Here is an 18278-nt window from a genome sequence, read left to right on the forward strand (position 1 = left end):
GTAAGGTAGGGTTATGATTTCAGGCATTTTAGCATCCCCGGGTATCGCTTTCGGCAAAGCATTGCTGCTGAAAGAAGACGAAATCGTCATTGACCGGAAAAAAATTTCTGCCGACAAGGTTGATCAGGAAGTTGAACGTTTTCTGAGCGGTCGTGCCAAGGCATCTGCGCAACTGGAAGCGATTAAAACTAAAGCTGGCGAAACTTTCGGTGAAGAAAAAGAAGCCATCTTCGAAGGGCACATTATGCTGCTCGAAGATGAGGAGCTGGAGCAGGAAATCATAGCCCTGATTAAAGATAAAGGCATGACGGCCGACGCGGCTGCGCATGAAGTTATCGAAGGTCAGGCATCTGCCCTGGAAGAGCTGGACGATGAATACCTGAAAGAGCGTGCGGCTGACGTACGTGACATCGGTAAGCGCCTGCTGCGCAACATCCTGGGTCTGGCCATCATCGATCTGAGCGCGATTCAGGACGAAGTGATCCTGGTTGCCGCTGACCTGACCCCGTCTGAAACCGCACAGCTGAACCTGAACAAGGTGCTGGGTTTCATTACTGACGCAGGTGGACGTACCTCCCACACCTCAATCATGGCGCGTTCTCTGGAGCTGCCAGCCATCGTGGGTACCGGTAGCGTTACCTCTCAGGTTAAAAACGACGACTATCTGATTCTGGATGCCGTAAACAACGTGGTTTACGTCAACCCAACTAACGATGTGATCGAGCAACTGCGCGCCGTTCAGGAGCAGGTTGCTACCGAGAAAGCGGAACTCGCTAAACTGAAAGATCTGCCAGCCATCACGCTGGACGGCCATCAGGTTGAAGTGTGCGCTAACATCGGTACCGTACGTGACGTTGACGGCGCTGAGCGCAACGGCGCGGAAGGTGTGGGTCTGTATCGTACTGAATTCCTGTTCATGGATCGCGACGCTCTGCCAACGGAAGAAGAGCAGTTTGCAGCGTACAAAGCGGTTGCGGAAGCGTGCGGCTCGCAGGCGGTTATCGTCCGTACCATGGACATCGGTGGCGACAAAGAGCTGCCGTACATGAACTTCCCGAAAGAAGAGAACCCGTTCCTGGGCTGGCGTGCCGTGCGTATCGCCATGGATCGCAAAGAGATCCTGCGTGACCAGGTTCGCGCTATTCTGCGTGCCTCCGCTTTCGGTAAACTGCGCATCATGTTCCCGATGATCATCTCTGTTGAAGAAGTGCGTGCACTGAAGAAAGAGATCGAAATCTACAAACAGGAACTGCGCGACGAAGGTAAAGCATTTGACGAATCCATTGAGATCGGCGTGATGGTGGAAACACCGGCAGCCGCGACCATTGCGCGTCATTTAGCCAAAGAAGTTGATTTCTTTAGTATCGGTACCAATGATTTAACGCAGTACACCCTGGCAGTTGACCGTGGTAATGATATGATTTCACATCTCTACCAGCCAATGTCACCGTCCGTACTGAATTTGATCAAGCAAGTTATTGATGCTTCTCATGCAGAAGGTAAATGGACTGGCATGTGTGGTGAGCTTGCAGGCGACGAACGTGCTACACTTCTGTTGCTGGGTATGGGTCTGGACGAATTCTCTATGAGCGCCATTTCCATCCCGCGCATTAAGAAGATTATCCGTAACACGAACTTCGAAGATGCGAAGGTGTTAGCAGAGCAGGCTCTTGCTCAACCGACAACGGACGAGTTAATGACGCTGGTTAACAAGTTCATTGAAGAAAAAACAATCTGCTAATCCACGAGATGCGGCCCAATTTACTGCTTAGGAGAAGATCATGGGTTTGTTCGATAAACTGAAATCTCTGGTTTCTGATGACAAGAAAGACTCCGGAACTATTGAGATTGTTGCTCCGCTCTCCGGCGAGATCGTCAACATCGAAGACGTGCCGGATGTAGTGTTTGCTGAGAAAATCGTTGGTGATGGCATTGCTATCAAACCAACTGGCAACAAAATGGTTGCTCCAGTTGACGGCACCATCGGTAAAATTTTTGAAACCAACCATGCGTTCTCTATCGAATCCGATAGCGGTATCGAACTGTTCGTTCACTTCGGTATCGACACCGTTGAACTGAAAGGCGAAGGCTTTAAACGTATCGCGGAAGAAGGCCAGCGTGTTAAAGTTGGCGACCCGGTAATTGAATTCGATCTGCCACTGCTGGAAGAAAAAGCGAAGTCTACCCTGACTCCGGTTGTTATCTCCAACATGGACGAAATCAAAGAACTGATCAAACTGTCTGGCAGCGTTACCGTGGGTGAAACCCCGGTTATCCGCATCAAGAAGTAATTCTTGCCGCACGGTAAAATGGCGCCTTCGGGCGCCATTTTTGTTTATGCAGGCAGGATAAGCTCGTCATAGCCTTTCGACTGCGTATAGATCATCACGTCAGTCACCCTGTCGCCCGCCATGCGAATGGCGTCGGCCACGGTTTTACCCCCGACGATACCGCTCACCAGCTCCGAACAGAACAGATCCCCCGTCCCTTTCAGGTCCGTCTCAACGCGCGGGTGTGCGCTTACGGTAACGCCCTCCTCGCTTACCAGCACGACGTGGATATTTTGCGGATCGTCAGCCACTGGCGCACTAGTGATAGCCACCCATTTCAGCGAGTTGGACAGCAGCCCCTGCGCGGCGGCAATGGCGCTCTCCGGCGTACGGCACGGTTTGCCGCTCAGCACTTCCAGTTCATACACGTTGGGCGTAATGCCCTGGGCCAGCGGGAGCAGATGCTCACGGTAAGCTTCAGGAATATCCGGCTTCACGTACATCCCGCTGTCGATATCCCCGATTACCGGGTCAACCAGCACCAGCAGATCGGGATGTTGCACTTTGATCGCCTTCAGCCACTGCGCCAGCAGCACGATCTGGCTGGCACTGCCCATATACCCGGTTGTCACCGCTTTTAACTCGCGTAAAATCTCACGCTCTTCCAGCGCCTTCAGGTAGCCGCTGAACCACTCGTCCGGGATCACCCCGCCGTAGAAGGTGTCGTAGTGTGGCGTATTGCTGAACAGCACCGTCGGCACGGCGGTAACGTTCAGCCGGTGGGTGCGAATATTCGGCACCGCGATGCTGTTTCCCACGCTGCCGTACACCACCTGCGACTGTACGGCGACAATATCGGTTTGCTGCGCCCGGGTGTTATCCCGGAATAAAATCATCTCCATGACGCTTAAATCCCCGCCCCCTGCGAATAACTCTCTTCACCAAAGACGCCGGTAGACAGGTAACGGTCGCCGCGATCGCAAATAATCGCTACGACCACCGCTCCCGGCGTGGACTCAGCCACCCGGATCGCGCCCGCTACGGCACCGCCAGAGCTGACGCCGCAGAAGATGCCTTCACGTACGGCCAGCTCACGCATGGTATTTTCCGCCTCGCGCTGATGAATATCCAGCACCTGGTCCACAAGCTGCGCATTAAAGATGCCCGGCATATACTCCGCCGGCCAGCGGCGGATGCCCGGAATACTGCTCCCCTCTTCCGGTTGCAGGCCGACAATCGTCACTGGCTTATCCTGTTCACGCAGAAAGCGTGACACACCGGTGATCGTGCCCGTGGTCCCCATGCTGGAGACAAAGTGGGTGATGCGCCCGGCGGTTTGCTGCCAGATTTCCGGGCCGGTGGTGGTGTAGTGCGCGTACGGGTTGTCCGGGTTGTTGAACTGGTCGAGCAGCTTGCCTTCCCCGCGCTCCGCCATCGCTAACGCTAAATCTCGCGCCCCTTCCATCCCCTGCTCTTTGCTCACCAGAATCAGCTCGGCCCCGTAGGCACGCATGGCGGCACGGCGCTCCTGGCTCATGTTATCCGGCATCAGCAGCTTCATACGATAGCCTTTCAGGGCGGCTATCATCGCCAGTGCGATACCGGTGTTACCACTGGTGGCTTCGATCAGCACATCGCCGGGCTTTATCTCGCCGCGCTTTTCGGCCTGAACAATCATCGACAGCGCCGCCCGGTCTTTCACCGACCCCGCCGGGTTATTGCCTTCAAGTTTGACCCAGATTTCGCTGCCGTTGTCACACCCCATGCGCTGAAGTTTGACCAGAGGGGTGTTGCCGATGGTGTGTTCGAGTGTATTCACGATTTTTACTCAATAAAAAGCCCGGTAAGCATCACGCCACCGGGCGAAAAACATACTCAATAACCTATCAGGCTGACTCCGCCAGAGCAATATCCTCGCGCGTCTCGATGCGCTCGTTGCCGTGATAAATGCGTGCGTGTTGCAGCCCCACAAACAGGCGCTCCCCCCGGTGTGGAGGCACGTCGTCACGCATAACCACGGTCAGCGGCTCGGTGTACCAGCCCAGGGGCTGTACCACCAATTGGGTGTAGTGGCCTTTAGGGCTAGCTTCCAGCACCTGCACCGGAAGCGGTGAATCCAGGCTGGTACGGCGGCTGACGTCCACTTCCCACGGACGCAGGAACAGATCCACCGGCCCCTGATGCGCGGAGGTATACCCCAGCGGCCAGCGGTGCGCGCCAACGTGGAACTGACCGCCGCGAATGGTGCCCTGAAGGCGGTTTACTTCTCCCATAAACTCCAGCACAAAGCGGGTCGCCGGTTCACGCCAGAGCTGCTCTGGCTCGTCAACCTGCTCAATGTTGCCCTGACTCATTACCACCACGCGGTCGGCCACTTCCATCGCCTCTTCCTGATCGTGGGTCACGAAAACGCTAGTGAACTGGAGTTCCTCATGCAGCTGACGCAGCCAACGGCGCAGCTCTTTACGCACCTGCGCATCCAGCGCGCCAAACGGTTCGTCCAGTAGCAGGATTTGCGGTTCAACGGCTAACGCACGCGCCAGCGCCACGCGCTGCTTCTGCCCGCCGGAAAGCTGAGCCGGGAAGCGGTCCGCCAGATGTGCAAGCTGCACCATCTCCAGCAGTTTGGTCACTTTCGCTTTGATGGCGGCGGCATCTGGACGTTCACGACGCGGCAGCACGGTCAGGCCAAACGCAATGTTGTCAAATACCGTCATGTGGCGGAACAGCGCGTAATGCTGGAATACAAAGCCCACTTTACGGTCGCGGGCATGCAGGCGGCTCACGTCCGTACCGTGGAAGCGGATATGTCCGCTGGTCTGGTGCTCAAGCCCGGCGATAATACGCAGCAGCGTGGTTTTACCGGAGCCAGACGGCCCCAGCAGCGCCACCATTTGTCCGGAAGGGACATCCAGCGAGATATCATTCAGCACCTGGGTGCGACCAAAAGACTTCTTAATATTGGCAATCTCAATGCTCATGATTTCCCTCCTGATGCTGACGTTTTTCCTGATTCTCTAAACGCCACTGCACCACACTCTTCAAAAACAGGGTCAAAATGGCCATCAGCGTCAGCAACGCTGCGGCAGTAAAGGAACCGACAGTGTTGTAGTCCTGTTCCAGTAATTCAATCTGTAACGGCAGCGACAGGGTTTCGCCGCGAATCGAGCCGGATACTACCGACACCGCGCCAAACTCACCGATCGCACGGGCGTTGGTCAGCACCACGCCGTAAAGCAGTGCCCAGCGGATATTCGGCAGCGTGACGCGGCGGAACATCTGCCAGCCGGAAGCGCCGAGCAGCACCGCGGCTTCATCTTCATGGCTGCCCTGGCTGAGCATCACTGGCACCAGCTCGCGCACCACGAACGGACAGGTGACAAAGACGGTCACCAGCACCATCCCCGGCCAGGCGAACATGATTTGCAGGTCGTGTTCATCCAGCCAGCCGCCCAGCGGGCCATTGGAGCCGTAGAAGAGCAGATAAACCAGACCCGCCACCACAGGAGACACCGCAAACGGGATATCCAGCAGGGTCAGCAGCAGCTGACGCCCCGGGAAGTTAAAGCGCGTTACCAGCCAGGCCAGCAATACGCCAAACACCAGATTCACCGGGACAGTGATCAGGGCAATCATCACCGTCAGCCAGATGGCGTGGAGCATGTCCGGATCGGCCAGATTTTGCAGCGCGGGCATAATCCCTTTGCTGAAGGCCTGTACGAAGATGTACACCATCGGCACGACGAGAATGAATGCGGAGACCAGCACGCCGGTACCAATCAGAAACCATTTGCCCCAGTTGATGCGGGGCGCGTCATAGCGCTTCAATTGCGTAACTTCCGCCATCAGTGACCTACCACACGTCGACCAAAGCGACTTTGCAGAGTGTTAATCGAAAACAGTAGCAACAGCGACGCGGCAAGGATCACCGAGGCAATCGCGCTCGCGGCCGGATAATCAAACTCCTGCAAACGGACAAAAATCATCAGCGAGGTCACTTCGGTTTTCCACGCGATGTTCCCGGCGATAAAAATGACCGCGCCAAATTCACCGAGGCTGCGGGTAAAGGAGAGCGCCACCCCCGCCAGCAAGGCCGGAGAAAGTTCCGGCAGAACAACCTTACGGAAACTCTGCCAGCGCGTGGCGCCCAGGGTTTCCGCGGCCTCTTCGTATTCGGGTCCTAACTCTTCCAGCACCGGCTGCACGGTACGCACCACAAACGGGATGCTGGTAAAGGCCATCGCCACCGCGATACCGAGCCAGGTATAGGTCACTTTGATATCAAACTTCGCCAGCCACTCACCGTAAAAACCGTTCACGGAAAACAGCGACGCCAGCGTCAAACCGGCCACTGCCGTCGGCAGGGCAAAGGGCAGATCCATCAACGCGTCGAGGAGCGTGCGGCCCGGGAAGCGATAGCGGGTTAAGATCCACGCCATCAGCAGGCCAAACACGCCGTTAAAAATCGAGGCCACGAACGCAGACAGCAGCGTGACCTTATAGGCCGCCACCACCTGAGGGTTGGTGACCACTTCCCAGTACTGGGACCAGCTCATCTCAGCGAGCTGCATCACCAGAGCGCTGAGCGGTAACAATAAAATCAGACAGACGAACAGCAGGCTGGTCCCGAGGCTTAAGGTAAAACCCGGCAGCACACGTCTTGTTGATCCTGCAAACATTACTTACGCCCCGCCGCCAGCAATTTGTCTAACTCACCGCCGCTGGCAAAATGCGTTTTCATCACCTCAGGCCAGGCGCCGAAATGATCTTCCACGCGGAACAGCTCGGTCTGCGGGAATTTGTCTTTCAGCTTGCTCATCACGTCCGGGTTGTTGACACGGTAGTAGTAGTCGGTGATAACGGTCTGCGCCTGCGGGCTGTACAGATAGTTCAGGTAGGCTTTCGCCGCCTTTTCTGTGCCGTTAGCCTTAACGTTTTTATCCACCCACGCCACCGGGAACTCGGCCAGAATGTTGGTTTTCGGGATAACCACTTCGAAGCCCTGCGCTTCGTACTGTTTACGAATATTGTTCACCTCGGATTCAAAGCTGATCAGCACGTCGCCCAGCCCGCGTTCGGCGAAGGTAGTGGTTGCGCCACGACCGCCGGTATCAAACACCTCGACGTTTTTCAGGAACTGGGTCATAAACTGTTCGGTTTTCGCTTTATCGTTACCGTCAGCTTTGTCCGCCGCGCCCCACGCCGCCAGATAGGTGTAACGTGCGTTGCCGGAGGTTTTCGGATTCGGGAAGATCAGCTTTACGTCTGAACGCACCAGGTCGTTCCAGTCGTGGATGTTCTTCGGGTTGCCCTTGCGCACCAGGAAGCCCATGGTGGAGTAAAATGGCGAACTGTTGTTCGGCAGGCGGCTTTGCCAGTTCGCCGGGATCAGTTTGCCTTTGTCGTGCAGGATCTGCACGTCCGTGACCTGGTTGTAGGTCACCACGTCCGCTTTCAGCCCCTGCAAAATGGCCAGCGCCTGCTTGGATGAGCCAGCGTGCGACTGTTTGATGGTCAGCTTGTCGCCGTTGTTCTCTTTCGCCCACTGCTGTTCAAATGCGGGATTAAGGGCGGCAAACAGCTCGCGCGAAACATCATAAGAACTGTTCAGCAACTCGGTTGCCTGCGCCTGCGCCACCAGCAGTAAACCTGCCAGTGCCAGCGATCCTTTTTTCAGTACAGTAACGGCCATTGCGCACCCTTATAAATGTGATGACTATCTTATAGTCATAATATTTATAACGGAGTCTAAAGGAGTAACGGTTTTATATACCGTTTGGTGATTTAGAAGCAGAAAAGGGAATAAGGGTGCGAGAGAAATTGCCGGGTGGCGCTAACGCTTACCCGGCCTACGAATGGAGAGCGATTTACAGCGCCAGCAGGCGCTCAACGGACGGCGCAAAGTAGTAGCCGCCAGTCACCGGACGGGTGAAGCGCAGCATGGCGTCACGCTTGCCGTCGGTATCGCCAAACATGCTCAGCAGCTGCTGTTCAATGTTGTAGAGGCGCGCGCAGTAAGCGCAGAAGTACAGGCCGTGCGTACCGCTCGCGGTGCCGTACGGCAGGCTCTGGCGAACAATCTTCAGCCCCTTACCGTCTTCTTTAAGGTCAACGCGGGACAGGTGGGACGTGACCGGACGCGCATCGCCGTCAATCTCTTCATTGGCATCTTTGGTACGGCCAATCATCATCTCCTGGTCATGCACGCTCATGCGGTTAAGCTGCCTGAGGTTATGCTCCCAGCGCTGGACGAACACGTAGCTGCCGCCCGCGTCCACGCCATCCTTGATTACAGCCACCTCGCGACGCGTCTCTTCCCCGGCCGGGTTTTCGGTGCCGTCGACGAAGCCGCTCAAATCGCGCTCTTCCACCCAGCGGAAACCGTGGATCTCTTCCTGCACTTCGATGCTGTCACCAAAGGCCTCAATCGCTGCCTGAGCGATGGAGAAGTTCACGTCATGGCGCAGGGAGAGGATATGGATCAGGACGTCATACTGGGTGGCGGGCGCAAGACCTTTGCCATAAGGAATAAAATCTTTCAGCTCTTCTGCGCCTTCGCCGCCGCTCAGCTGACGCCAGACGGTATTGCCAAAGGCAACCACCGCGCCCAGATGGGCTTCGGGGAATTTGGCCTGGAAGGTGGCCAGTTTATCAACGAAAACTTTGCTGGCCGCGCGCAGGGCATCCACATCCCCTTTGACGTTGGCTTCAATCCAAATCGCCGCGCGGCAATGTTCTGGCAAAATGCCACTCTGAACCTGAGACATCGCTCCTCCTGAAAAAAAGATGCCACGACTGCGTGGCATTGATGGCGGCTATTATACCTGGATTTCAGCGAGGCGGCTTGCTCAGGCGCAAATTACTGCTTCCAGATAATTTTGCTCACTTTCCACTTTTTCAGGGTGTCGTCAGACGGCATTAACCCTTCCGGACCGTTCCAGGTGCCGCTGAATACATAGCTAATGTGCTGGCTGCCGTCGGCCTTACACTCGACCGCCACGCTCTCCTCCGACGGCACACTGGCGCAGTGGCCAAACGCTTTCTGGTAGAGCTCGCCAAACGGCGTACCTACCTTCACGCCACCTGAGGTCGGGATCTCTTCATCCATCACCGCAATGCGGTTGACCGTACCTTTATCGCCGTTGATGACCATCGCCACCTTGTCGTCTTTCAACGCTTCGAAATAGCGCACGATGTTGCCGTTCTCGGTTTTCATGCCGCTGCGCAGGCGATAATCACTGCCGATGGCATCCTGAATGGCATCCTGATCCAGTGCCGTCGAGGCGGTAATTTTGCCCACGCCCTGCTCGGTCACTTCCGTTGAGGAACCAAACCAGTTCCACGGATAGGCCGCAGACCAGTTGATGGATGAGAGCGTGGAACAGCCGGTTAACGCCAGCGGGAGAGCGCATAAAAGTAAACGCAGCGATTTCATTGAGACGTCCTTACGTAGTAAATCAACGCTTGTTGGAGTGCAGTATCGGCAAAAAGTGCCGTTTTAATCTGACTCTTGCGTAAAACAGGCGCGTAAACGGGGATTCGTGACCAGCCACAGCAGCGCGACAATATCCGCCACCACCAGCGCAATCCCGATACCTGATAGCGGCTCGCCGTACAGCCAGAGCACGGGCTGCCAGACCAGGAGCACAACCTGCGCCAGAATCAATAGCCAGCGAAGTGCGCGCCAGAAGCGCGGGAGGAACTGCCGCCGTCCGCTGCACAGGAACGCCAGCACCGCCGGTACACCGGGCAGTAACCCCAGCCAGAACGCATCGTGATCGGGATAAAAGAGATTCAGTAGCGTATCGCCCTGCCCGCGCGACGCGCCAGCCATCACGAACAGCACCCAGGTGCGGGCCTGCAACAGCAGAACGCACCAGAACAAAAAAGGCAGACGCAGACGACCGTGAACATCATAGTCGCCAGGGTGGAACTCAGTACTCTTCATCTTCGATCAGGCGCTTACCCAGCGTCAGTACATCCGCATGCTCGTAGCCCAGGCGTTCATACATGCCCAGCACCACGTCGTTATCTTCCCGCACCATGATCTGGATTTTCGGACAGCCGCGGGCGATCAGCTTCTTTTCCAGACGGTTAAGCAGCGCGTTGGCGATGCCGCGCGCGCGGTATTCCGGGTGCACGCCCAGATAGTAGGCCGAGCCGCGGTGGCCGTCGTACCCGCCCATCACTGTCCCGACTACTTCGCCGTTGACCTCAGCGACCAGAAACAGACTGACGTCGTGATTCACCTTCCGTTCGATGTCCATCTCCGGATCGTTCCATGGACGCAGCAGATCGCAGCGCTCCCAAAGGGTGATCACCTCTTCGAAATCTTCCTGGCGAAAAACGCGTATCTCCATGGTATTAACCGCCTTTTCGGGTTTAAAAACAGTGATTATGGCGTGAACAGGGCATTTAGCCAATAACCGGGGAAAAACTCGCCAAAATTTGGCATAATGTCACTTTGTCACGTATTGAAATGAAAAGTAAAACAATTCTCAATAAGGAATGTCGTCACGCAAAACGCGATACGATATAACACCAGGACCCCAATTTTTACAATTCAGGCCGCATGAGCACATTCAAACCATTAAAAGCACTCACATCGCGTCGTCAGGTTCTCAAAGCGGGGCTGGCGGCCTTAACGTTAACGGGCATCGCAAAGCAGGCTCAGGCAAAAGACGAGAGCACGCTTAAAACCAGTAACGGACACAGCAAACCGAAAACCAAAAAAGCCGGAGCAAAGCGTCTGGTCATGCTCGATCCAGGCCACGGCGGGATCGACACCGGCGCCATTGGCCGAAACGGTTCGAAAGAAAAACACGTCGTGCTGGCAATTGCAAAAAATGTGCGCGCAATTTTACGCAGCAACGGTATTGACGCCCGCCTGACGCGCACGGGCGACACGTTTATCCCACTGTACGATCGCGTGGAGATTGCCCACAAGCATGGCGCAGACCTGTTTATGTCCATTCACGCGGATGGCTTCACAAACCCTTCCGCCGCAGGCGCCTCGGTGTTCGCTCTCTCCAACCGTGGCGCCAGTAGCGCCATGGCGAAATACCTCTCCGATCGTGAAAACCGGGCGGATGAAGTGGCCGGGAAAAAAGCTACCGACAAAGACCATCTGTTACAGCAGGTTCTGTTTGATCTCGTGCAGACCGATACCATCAAAAACAGCCTGACGCTCGGCTCGCATATCCTTAAACGGATTAAGCCCGTGCACCGTCTGCACAGTAAAAGCACCGAGCAGGCCGCGTTTGTGGTGCTGAAGTCACCGTCTATTCCGTCCGTGCTGGTGGAAACCTCGTTCATTACCAACCCGGAAGAAGAGCGTTTACTCGGCACTAAGGCGTTTCGTCAGAAGATCGCGAACGCCATCGCCTCCGGGGTCATCAGTTATTTCAACTGGTTCGATAATCAAAAAGCGCACTCCAGGAAACGTTGATGAAACCGAATGCACAGCTGGTCAAAACTTTCCTGATGCAGTTACAGGACGCGATTTGCCAGAAACTTTCCGCCGCAGACGGCGGTGAATTCCAGGAAGACGCCTGGCAGCGCGAAGCGGGCGGCGGCGGGCGCAGCCGCGTGCTGCGTAACGGCGGTATTTTTGAACAGGCCGGGGTCAACTTCTCCCACGTCCACGGTGATGCAATGCCAGCGTCCGCCACGGCGCATCGGCCTGAACTGGCGGGCCGCAGCTTCGAGGCGATGGGCGTCTCGCTGGTAGTGCATCCGCATAACCCGTTTGTGCCAACCAGCCACGCCAACGTGCGCTTTTTCATCGCGGAAAAACCGGGGGCCGATCCGGTCTGGTGGTTTGGTGGCGGTTTCGACTTAACGCCTTACTATGGCTTCGAAGAGGACGCCGTGCACTGGCACACCACCGCGCGCGACCTCTGCCTGCCGTTTGGCGAAGACGTTTACCCGAAATACAAAAAGTGGTGCGATGACTATTTCTATCTGAAGCACCGCGACGAGCAGCGCGGCATCGGCGGGCTGTTCTTTGACGATCTCAACACGCCGGATTTTGATACCGCGTTCAGCTTTATGCGCGCGGTGGGTGAAGGCTTTACCGATGCCTATCTGCCGATTGTCGAACGCCGCAAAAACACCGACTACGGCGTGCGCGAGCGTGAGTTCCAGCTTTACCGCCGCGGGCGCTACGTGGAGTTTAACCTGGTATGGGATCGCGGGACGCTGTTTGGCCTGCAAACCGGTGGGCGCACGGAGTCCATTCTGATGTCGATGCCGCCGCTGGTGCGCTGGGAATACAGCTACGCGCCAAAAGAAGGCAGCCCGGAGGCTGCCTTGAGTGAGTTTATTCGGGTTCGGGACTGGGTGTAACCCTTACCCCTCACCCCGGCCCTCTCCCCAAAGGGGCGAGGGTGAAAAGACGGCTCGGAGCTGTCCCCTCTCCCCTCAGGGGAGAGGGTTAGGGTGAGGGGTGGGGTTAATTACAGCGGCTGCGTCTGTGCCTCAACCACCGCTAGCGCCACCATGTTGACGATACGACGCACGGAGGCAATCGGCGTTAACACATGCACCGGTTTTGACACCCCCATCAGCACTGGCCCTACGGTCACCCCTTCAGAACTCGACACACGCAGCAGGTTATAGCTGATACGCGCCGCTTCCACGTTCGGCATAATCAGCACGTTCGCCGAGCCTTTCAGCGGGCTGTCCGGCATGCGTTCGTTACGGATGCTCTCCACCAGCGCGGCGTCGCCGTGCATCTCGCCGTCGATCATCAGCTCCGGCGCACGCTCGCGCACCAGGTCCAGCGTCTGGCGCATTTTGCACGCCGCCGCGGATTTGGATGACCCGAAGTTAGAGTGCGACAGCAGCGCCACTTTCGGCTCGATACCAAAGCGGCGCACGGTTTCCGCCGCCATCACGGTGATTTCCGCCAGTTCCTCCGGGGAAGGATCGTCGTTGACGTAGGTATCGGCGATAAAGGTGTTACCGCTTGGCAGCAGCAGCGCGTTCATTGCGCCGGCAGTATGGACGCCCTCGCGATAGCCGAAGATCTCCTGCACCACGCTGAAATGCTCATGGTACTCGCCGATGGTGCCGCAGATCAGCGCATCCGCCTCACCGCGATGAACCATGATCGCGCCGATCACCGTGGTATTGCTGATCACCGCCCGCTGCGCCTGCTCCTGGGTGATCCCGCGACGCTTCATGATCGAATAGTATTCGTTCCAGTACTCTTTGAAGCGCGGATCGGATTCGTTATTGACGATCTCAAAGTCGACGCCCGGCTTAATTTGCAGGCCCAGCTTCTGAATACGCATCTCGATCACGCTCGGACGACCAATCAGGATCGGTTTCGCCAGCCCTAAGGTGATCAGCTCCTGCGTGGCATGCAGCACGCGCGCCTCTTCCCCTTCCGCCAGCACCACGCGCTTCGCGTCAGCGCGCGCCTGGGAGAAGATCGGCTTCATAAACAGGTTGGTTTTGTAAACGAACTCGGTGAGTTTATCGACGTAGGCATCGAAATCTTCAATCGGCCGCGTCGCCACGCCGGAGTCCATCGCCGCTTTGGCCACCGCTGGCGCGATCTTCACGATCAGACGCGGGTCAAATGGTTTAGGGATGATGTAGTCGGGGCCGAAGCTCAGATCCTGATCGCCGTAGGCGGAGGCCACCACTTCGCTCTGCTCGGCGTGCGCCAGCTCTGCGATAGCATGAACGGCAGCCAGCTTCATCTCTTCGTTGATTGCCGTAGCGCCGACGTCCAGCGCACCGCGGAAGATGAACGGGAAGCAGAGCACGTTGTTCACCTGGTTCGGGTAGTCCGAACGTCCGGTACAGATGATCGCGTCTTCACGCACCGCCTTCGCCAGCGGCGGCAGAATTTCCGGCTCCGGGTTCGCCAGGGCCAGGATCATTGGCGCGCGCGCCATCTTCTGCACCATCTCCTGGGTCAGTACTTTCGGGCCTGAACAGCCGAGGAAAATGTCGGCACCTTCAATGACGTCTTCTAGCGTGCGCTTGCCATCGTCTTCCACCGCATAGGCCGCCTTGGTTTCCGCCATGTTTGGCTCGCGGTCTTTGTAGATCACGCCCTTGGAGTCGCAGACCACAATATTGTGCTTCTGCATGCCCAGCGCCACCAGCAGGTTCATACAGGCGATGGCCGCGGCGCCTGCGCCGGAGACCACCATGCGCACGTCGGAGAGATTTTTCTCTACCACGCGCAGGCCGTTCAGAATGGCGGCGGTACTGATAATCGCCGTGCCGTGCTGGTCGTCATGGAACACGGGAATGTTCATACGCTCGCGCAGCTTCTGCTCGATATAGAAACATTCCGGCGCTTTGATGTCTTCCAGGTTGATGCCGCCGAAGGTCGGCTCCAGCGCCGCCACCACGTTGATGAATTTATCCGGATCCAGTTCGTCCACTTCGATATCGAAGACGTCGATACCGGCAAATTTCTTAAACAGAACGCCCTTCCCTTCCATCACCGGCTTACCGGCCAGCGCACCGATGTTCCCTAACCCCAGCACCGCCGTACCGTTAGAGATAACGGCCACCAGGTTGCCGCGCGCGGTGTATTTGTACGCCGCCAGCGGATCTTTTTCGATTTCAAGGCACGGGGCAGCTACGCCTGGCGAGTAGGCCAGCGCCAGATCGCGCTGGGTCGCCAGCGGTTTGGTCGGGGATACCTGGATTTTACCCGGAACAGGAAACTCGTGAAAATCGAGAGCGCTTTGTTTTAACTGATCATCCATCTTGTTATTCCTTTCACGTTTCGGTCAAAAAGGGTGATGTTGACGTTCCTATGCACACCCTGGTGTGCCGCATAGTATCGCCGCAGGCAGGCTCCTAAACTTTGAAGGCTGCCAAACTCTCACCATTGCAGAATAAAAATTGTTATCAATTTATAACAGCCATGTTACCCGTCTCAGAAAGCAATGCCTCCCCCGTCTGCTATGCTTTTTTGTTAAGTCCATCATGATTTTCTCAGAAGTGTGAACTAACGCACTCGACTAACTCTTTTATTTCCAAGGAGTAATTATGAACCAGCTAGACGGCATCAAACAATTTACCACCGTGGTTGCAGACAGCGGCGACATCGAGTCGATTCGTCACTACCAGCCGGAAGACGCGACCACCAATCCCTCTCTGCTGCTCAAGGCGGCCGGTCTTGCGCACTTTAGTCATCTGATTGATGACGCCCTTGCCTATGGCAAACAGCGCGGGAAAACGCAGGAGCAGCAGGTCGCCGAGGCCAGCGACAAGCTGGCGGTCAATATCGGTGCGGAAATTCTTAAAAGCATACCGGGACGCGTCTCCACCGAAGTGGACGCCCGCCTCTCGTTTGACCAGGAAAAGAGCATCAACAAGGCTCGCCGCCTGGTGGAACTCTACCAGGAGCAGGGGATCGATAAATCACGCATCCTGATCAAGCTTGCCTCTACCTGGGAAGGCATCCGCGCGGCGGAAGTGCTGGAGAAAGAGGGGATCCACTGCAACCTGACGCTGCTGTTTTCCTTCGCCCAGGCGCGTGCCTGCGCCGAAGCGGGCGTGTACCTGATTTCACCGTTTGTCGGACGTATCTACGACTGGTATCAGGCGAAACAGCCGATGGATCCGTATGTGGTGGACGAAGATCCCGGCGTGAAATCGGTGCGTAATATCTACGATTATTACAAGCAGCACCGCTACGAAACCATCGTGATGGGAGCCAGCTTCCGCCGCACGGAGCAGATCCTGGCGCTCGCGGGCTGCGACCGGCTGACCATCTCCCCTGACCTGCTGAAAAAGCTTCAGGAGAGTGAAGAGACGGTGATCCGCAAGCTTGTGCCGACCTCCACCGTTCTGCCAAAACCAAAACCCATGACCGAAGCGGAATTCCGCTGGGAGCACAATCAGGACCCAATGGCCGTGGAAAAACTGGCGGACGGCATCCGTCAGTTCGCCGTCGACCAGCGCAAACTCGAAGATCTTCTCGCTGCCAAACTTTAACCTTGCCACGGAGTGAACTATGTCCCGTAAAGAGCTCGCCAACGCCATTCGCGCCCTCAGCATGGATGCCGTACAAAAAGCCAATTCCGGCCACCCTGGCGCCCCCATGGGTATGGCTGATATTGCCGAAGTGCTGTGGAACGACTTCCTCAAGCACAACCCGACCGATCCGACCTGGTACGATCGCGACCGTTTTATTCTCTCCAACGGTCACGCATCGATGCTGCTCTACAGCCTGCTGCACCTCTCCGGCTACGATCTGCCGCTTGAGGAGTTAAAAAACTTCCGCCAGCTGCACTCCAAAACGCCGGGCCACCCGGAGATCGGCTATACGCCGGGCGTTGAAACCACTACCGGCCCGCTGGGCCAGGGGCTGGCGAATGCCGTCGGCCTGGCGATTGCAGAGCGTACGCTGGCCGCGCAGTTCAACCAGCCCGACCACGAGATTGTCGATCACTACACCTATGTCTTTATGGGTGATGGCTGCCTGATGGAGGGGATCTCCCACGAGGTCTGCTCGCTGGCGGGCACCCTGGGCCTGGGCAAGCTGATTGGCTTCTACGATCACAACGGTATCTCCATTGACGGGGAAACCGAGGGCTGGTTTACCGACGACACGGCAAAACGCTTTGAAGCCTATCACTGGCACGTGGTGCACGAGATCGACGGTCACGATCCTGAGGCGGTGAAAAAAGCGATTCAGGAAGCGCAGAGCGTGAAGGACAAACCGTCCCTGATCATCTGCCGCACCACCATCGGCTTCGGCTCGCCGAACAAAGCGGGCAAAGAAGAGGCGCACGGCGCGGCGCTGGGTGAAGAGGAAGTGGCGCTGACCCGCCAGAAACTGGGCTGGAAACACCCGGCCTTTGAGATCCCAAAAGAGATCTACAAGGCCTGGGATGCTCGCGAAACAGGTGAAAAAGCGCAGCAGGCCTGGAACGAGAAGTTTGCCGCTTACAAAAAAGCGTATCCGGATCTGGCGGCTGAGTTTACCCGCCGCATGAGCGGCGGCCTGCCGGAAGACTGGGAAGAGAAAACCCAGGCGCTGATTGAAAACCTGCAATCCAACCCGGCGAAAATTGCCACCCGTAAGGCATCACAAAACACCCTGAACGCAATTGGCCCAATCCTGCCCGAACTGCTGGGCGGATCGGCGGATCTGGCGCCAAGTAACCTTACCATCTGGTCCGGCTCTAAATCCCTGAAGGAGGACATTGCCGGGAACTACATCCACTACGGCGTGCGCGAGTTCGGGATGACCGCCATTGCCAACGGCATCGCCCACCATGGCGGCTTCGTGCCGTACACCGCTACCTTCCTGATGTTTGTCGAATATGCCCGTAACGCGGCGCGTATGGCGGCTCTGATGAAGGCGCGGCAAATCATGGTGTACACCCACGACTCCATCGGACTGGGTGAAGATGGGCCGACGCACCAGGCGGTAGAGCAGCTGGCGAGCCTGCGCCTGACGCCAAACTTCAGTACCTGGCGTCCGTGCGATCAGGTTGAAGCGGCAGTGGGCTGGAAGCTGGCCGTAGAGCGTCATAACGGACCCACGGCGCTGATCCTGTCGCGCCAGAACCTGGCGCAGATCGAGCGCACGCCGGAGCAGGTGAAAAATATCGCCCGCGGCGGGTACATCCTGAAAGACAGCGGCGGCAAGCCAGACGTGATCCTGATTGCCACCGGTTCAGAGGTGGAAATCACGGTAAAAGCGGCGGAGAAACTAACCGCCGAGGGTCACGCGGTGCGCGTGGTTTCCCTGCCTTCAACGGATATCTTTGATGCCCAGGATGAGGCGTACCGCGAATCGGTGCTGCCTTCAAACGTCGCGGCGCGCGTGGCGGTTGAAGCTGGCATTGCCGACTACTGGTACAAATATGTGGGTCTGAAAGGGGCGATTGTCGGCATGAAGGGTTACGGTGAATCCGCCCCGGCCGATAAGCTGTTCCCGTACTTCGGCTTTACCGTTGAGAACGTAGTGGAGAAGGCGCTGAGCGTGCTGTAGTGCGATCTGCGTTGCCGGGTGGCGGC

At 56.9% G+C, this 18278-nt stretch carries 17 protein-coding genes; 6 read left to right on the forward strand and 11 right to left on the reverse strand.

The features are described 5' to 3' along the window. Positions 1 to 13 precede the first annotated feature (13 nt). Entirely contained in the window at positions 14 to 1741 is a 1728-nt protein-coding gene (ptsI, locus tag O1724_RS16570; protein WP_023314613.1) for a phosphoenolpyruvate-protein phosphotransferase PtsI, read from the forward strand. Between the two features lie 40 nt (positions 1742 to 1781). Then, a complete protein-coding gene (crr, locus tag O1724_RS16575; RefSeq protein ID WP_003861316.1) occupies positions 1782 to 2291 on the forward strand; it encodes a PTS glucose transporter subunit IIA in 510 nt (169 codons plus the stop codon). A 44-nt stretch (positions 2292 to 2335) separates the two neighbouring features. Here the strand turns inward: crr and pdxK are convergent, their stop codons facing one another. The 10 genes from pdxK to O1724_RS16625 form a co-directional block, all read right to left on the reverse strand. Continuing rightward, complete coding sequence (pdxK, locus tag O1724_RS16580; RefSeq protein WP_003861313.1) at positions 2336 to 3172, reverse strand: pyridoxine/pyridoxal/pyridoxamine kinase; 837 nt, start codon at positions 3170 to 3172, stop codon at positions 2336 to 2338. 5 nt (positions 3173 to 3177) lie between these two features. Next, entirely contained in the window at positions 3178 to 4089 is a 912-nt protein-coding gene (gene cysM / locus O1724_RS16585) for a cysteine synthase CysM (RefSeq protein ID WP_003861311.1), read from the reverse strand. Positions 4090 to 4156: 67 nt separating this feature from the next. Further along, positions 4157 to 5251 carry a sulfate/thiosulfate ABC transporter ATP-binding protein CysA gene (gene cysA, locus O1724_RS16590; protein WP_072139488.1) on the reverse strand — a complete coding sequence of 365 codons (1095 nt, stop codon included), beginning with the start codon at positions 5249 to 5251 and terminating at the stop codon, positions 4157 to 4159. Further along, positions 5241 to 6116: a sulfate/thiosulfate ABC transporter permease CysW gene (cysW, locus tag O1724_RS16595; protein WP_003861305.1), complete on the reverse strand. Its 876-nt coding sequence runs from the start codon at positions 6114 to 6116 to the stop codon at positions 5241 to 5243. Before cysW ends, cysA begins: the two co-directional genes overlap by 11 nt. Next, entirely contained in the window at positions 6116 to 6949 is an 834-nt protein-coding gene (gene cysT / locus O1724_RS16600; RefSeq protein ID WP_003861303.1) for a sulfate/thiosulfate ABC transporter permease CysT, read from the reverse strand. Before cysT ends, cysW begins: the two co-directional genes overlap by 1 nt. Beyond that, complete coding sequence (locus tag O1724_RS16605) at positions 6949 to 7962, reverse strand: sulfate ABC transporter substrate-binding protein (protein WP_032609792.1); 1014 nt, start codon at positions 7960 to 7962, stop codon at positions 6949 to 6951. Before O1724_RS16605 ends, cysT begins: the two co-directional genes overlap by 1 nt. A 175-nt stretch (positions 7963 to 8137) precedes the next feature. Then, a complete protein-coding gene (locus tag O1724_RS16610; RefSeq protein ID WP_126296750.1) occupies positions 8138 to 9037 on the reverse strand; it encodes a Dyp-type peroxidase in 900 nt (299 codons plus the stop codon). Positions 9038 to 9129: 92 nt separating this feature from the next. After that, on the reverse strand, positions 9130 to 9705 hold the full coding sequence (locus O1724_RS16615; RefSeq protein ID WP_003861296.1) for an RpoE-regulated lipoprotein: 576 nt from the start codon (positions 9703 to 9705) through the stop codon (positions 9130 to 9132). A gap of 63 nt (positions 9706 to 9768) precedes the next feature. Further along, on the reverse strand, positions 9769 to 10218 hold the full coding sequence (locus O1724_RS16620; protein WP_003861294.1) for a DUF2919 domain-containing protein: 450 nt from the start codon (positions 10216 to 10218) through the stop codon (positions 9769 to 9771). Then, positions 10205 to 10630 (reverse strand): GNAT family acetyltransferase, encoded by a 426-nt coding sequence (locus O1724_RS16625; protein WP_003861292.1) that lies wholly within the window; start codon positions 10628 to 10630, stop codon positions 10205 to 10207. The genes O1724_RS16620 and O1724_RS16625 overlap by 14 nt, the downstream gene beginning before the upstream one ends. A gap of 212 nt (positions 10631 to 10842) precedes the next feature. On the opposite strand from O1724_RS16625, the gene amiA reads away from it, so the two are divergent. Beyond that, the gene (gene amiA / locus O1724_RS16630) at positions 10843 to 11718 is read left to right on the forward strand and encodes an N-acetylmuramoyl-L-alanine amidase AmiA (protein ID WP_003861291.1); all 876 of its coding nucleotides are present in this window, start codon (positions 10843 to 10845) and stop codon (positions 11716 to 11718) included. Then, positions 11718 to 12617, forward strand: a complete 900-nt coding sequence (hemF, locus tag O1724_RS16635) for an oxygen-dependent coproporphyrinogen oxidase (protein WP_023325023.1) — start codon at positions 11718 to 11720, stop codon at positions 12615 to 12617. Before amiA ends, hemF begins: the two co-directional genes overlap by 1 nt. A gap of 110 nt (positions 12618 to 12727) precedes the next feature. On the opposite strand, the gene maeB is transcribed toward hemF, so the two are convergent. Further along, on the reverse strand, positions 12728 to 15007 hold the full coding sequence (gene maeB / locus O1724_RS16640; protein WP_003863546.1) for an NADP-dependent oxaloacetate-decarboxylating malate dehydrogenase: 2280 nt from the start codon (positions 15005 to 15007) through the stop codon (positions 12728 to 12730). A 286-nt stretch (positions 15008 to 15293) separates the two neighbouring features. Between maeB and tal the strand changes: the two genes are divergently transcribed. Both tal and tkt read left to right on the forward strand, forming a co-directional pair. Then, positions 15294 to 16244 (forward strand): transaldolase, encoded by a 951-nt coding sequence (gene tal, locus O1724_RS16645; protein ID WP_048244609.1) that lies wholly within the window; start codon positions 15294 to 15296, stop codon positions 16242 to 16244. A 19-nt stretch (positions 16245 to 16263) separates the two neighbouring features. Beyond that, entirely contained in the window at positions 16264 to 18252 is a 1989-nt protein-coding gene (tkt, locus tag O1724_RS16650) for a transketolase (RefSeq protein WP_022651557.1), read from the forward strand. Positions 18253 to 18278: the final 26 nt, after the last annotated feature.

The organism is Enterobacter cloacae complex sp. HYC074_NIDB (genome assembly GCF_056673345.1).

Excerpts from the sequence above, each read along its gene's own strand:
- cysT (WP_003861303.1), bottom strand. The coding sequence starts at position 6,949 with ATGTTTGCAGGATCAACAAGACGTGTGCTGCCGGGTTTTACCTTAAGC.
- O1724_RS16625 (WP_003861292.1), bottom strand. The coding sequence starts at position 10,630 with ATGGAGATACGCGTTTTTCGCCAGGAAGATTTCGAAGAGGTGATCACC.
- crr (WP_003861316.1), top strand. The coding sequence starts at position 1,782 with ATGGGTTTGTTCGATAAACTGAAATCTCTGGTTTCTGATGACAAGAAA.
- pdxK (WP_003861313.1), bottom strand. The coding sequence starts at position 3,172 with ATGGAGATGATTTTATTCCGGGATAACACCCGGGCGCAGCAAACCGAT.
- hemF (WP_023325023.1), top strand. The coding sequence starts at position 11,718 with ATGAAACCGAATGCACAGCTGGTCAAAACTTTCCTGATGCAGTTACAG.
- O1724_RS16605 (WP_032609792.1), bottom strand. The coding sequence starts at position 7,962 with ATGGCCGTTACTGTACTGAAAAAAGGATCGCTGGCACTGGCAGGTTTA.
- ptsI (WP_023314613.1), top strand. The coding sequence starts at position 14 with ATGATTTCAGGCATTTTAGCATCCCCGGGTATCGCTTTCGGCAAAGCA.
- tal (WP_048244609.1), top strand. The coding sequence starts at position 15,294 with ATGAACCAGCTAGACGGCATCAAACAATTTACCACCGTGGTTGCAGAC.
- cysW (WP_003861305.1), bottom strand. The coding sequence starts at position 6,116 with ATGGCGGAAGTTACGCAATTGAAGCGCTATGACGCGCCCCGCATCAAC.
- O1724_RS16615 (WP_003861296.1), bottom strand. The coding sequence starts at position 9,705 with ATGAAATCGCTGCGTTTACTTTTATGCGCTCTCCCGCTGGCGTTAACC.
- O1724_RS16610 (WP_126296750.1), bottom strand. The coding sequence starts at position 9,037 with ATGTCTCAGGTTCAGAGTGGCATTTTGCCAGAACATTGCCGCGCGGCG.
- tkt (WP_022651557.1), top strand. The coding sequence starts at position 16,264 with ATGTCCCGTAAAGAGCTCGCCAACGCCATTCGCGCCCTCAGCATGGAT.
- cysA (WP_072139488.1), bottom strand. The coding sequence starts at position 5,251 with ATGAGCATTGAGATTGCCAATATTAAGAAGTCTTTTGGTCGCACCCAG.
- amiA (WP_003861291.1), top strand. The coding sequence starts at position 10,843 with ATGAGCACATTCAAACCATTAAAAGCACTCACATCGCGTCGTCAGGTT.
- O1724_RS16620 (WP_003861294.1), bottom strand. The coding sequence starts at position 10,218 with ATGAAGAGTACTGAGTTCCACCCTGGCGACTATGATGTTCACGGTCGT.
- maeB (WP_003863546.1), bottom strand. The coding sequence starts at position 15,007 with ATGGATGATCAGTTAAAACAAAGCGCTCTCGATTTTCACGAGTTTCCT.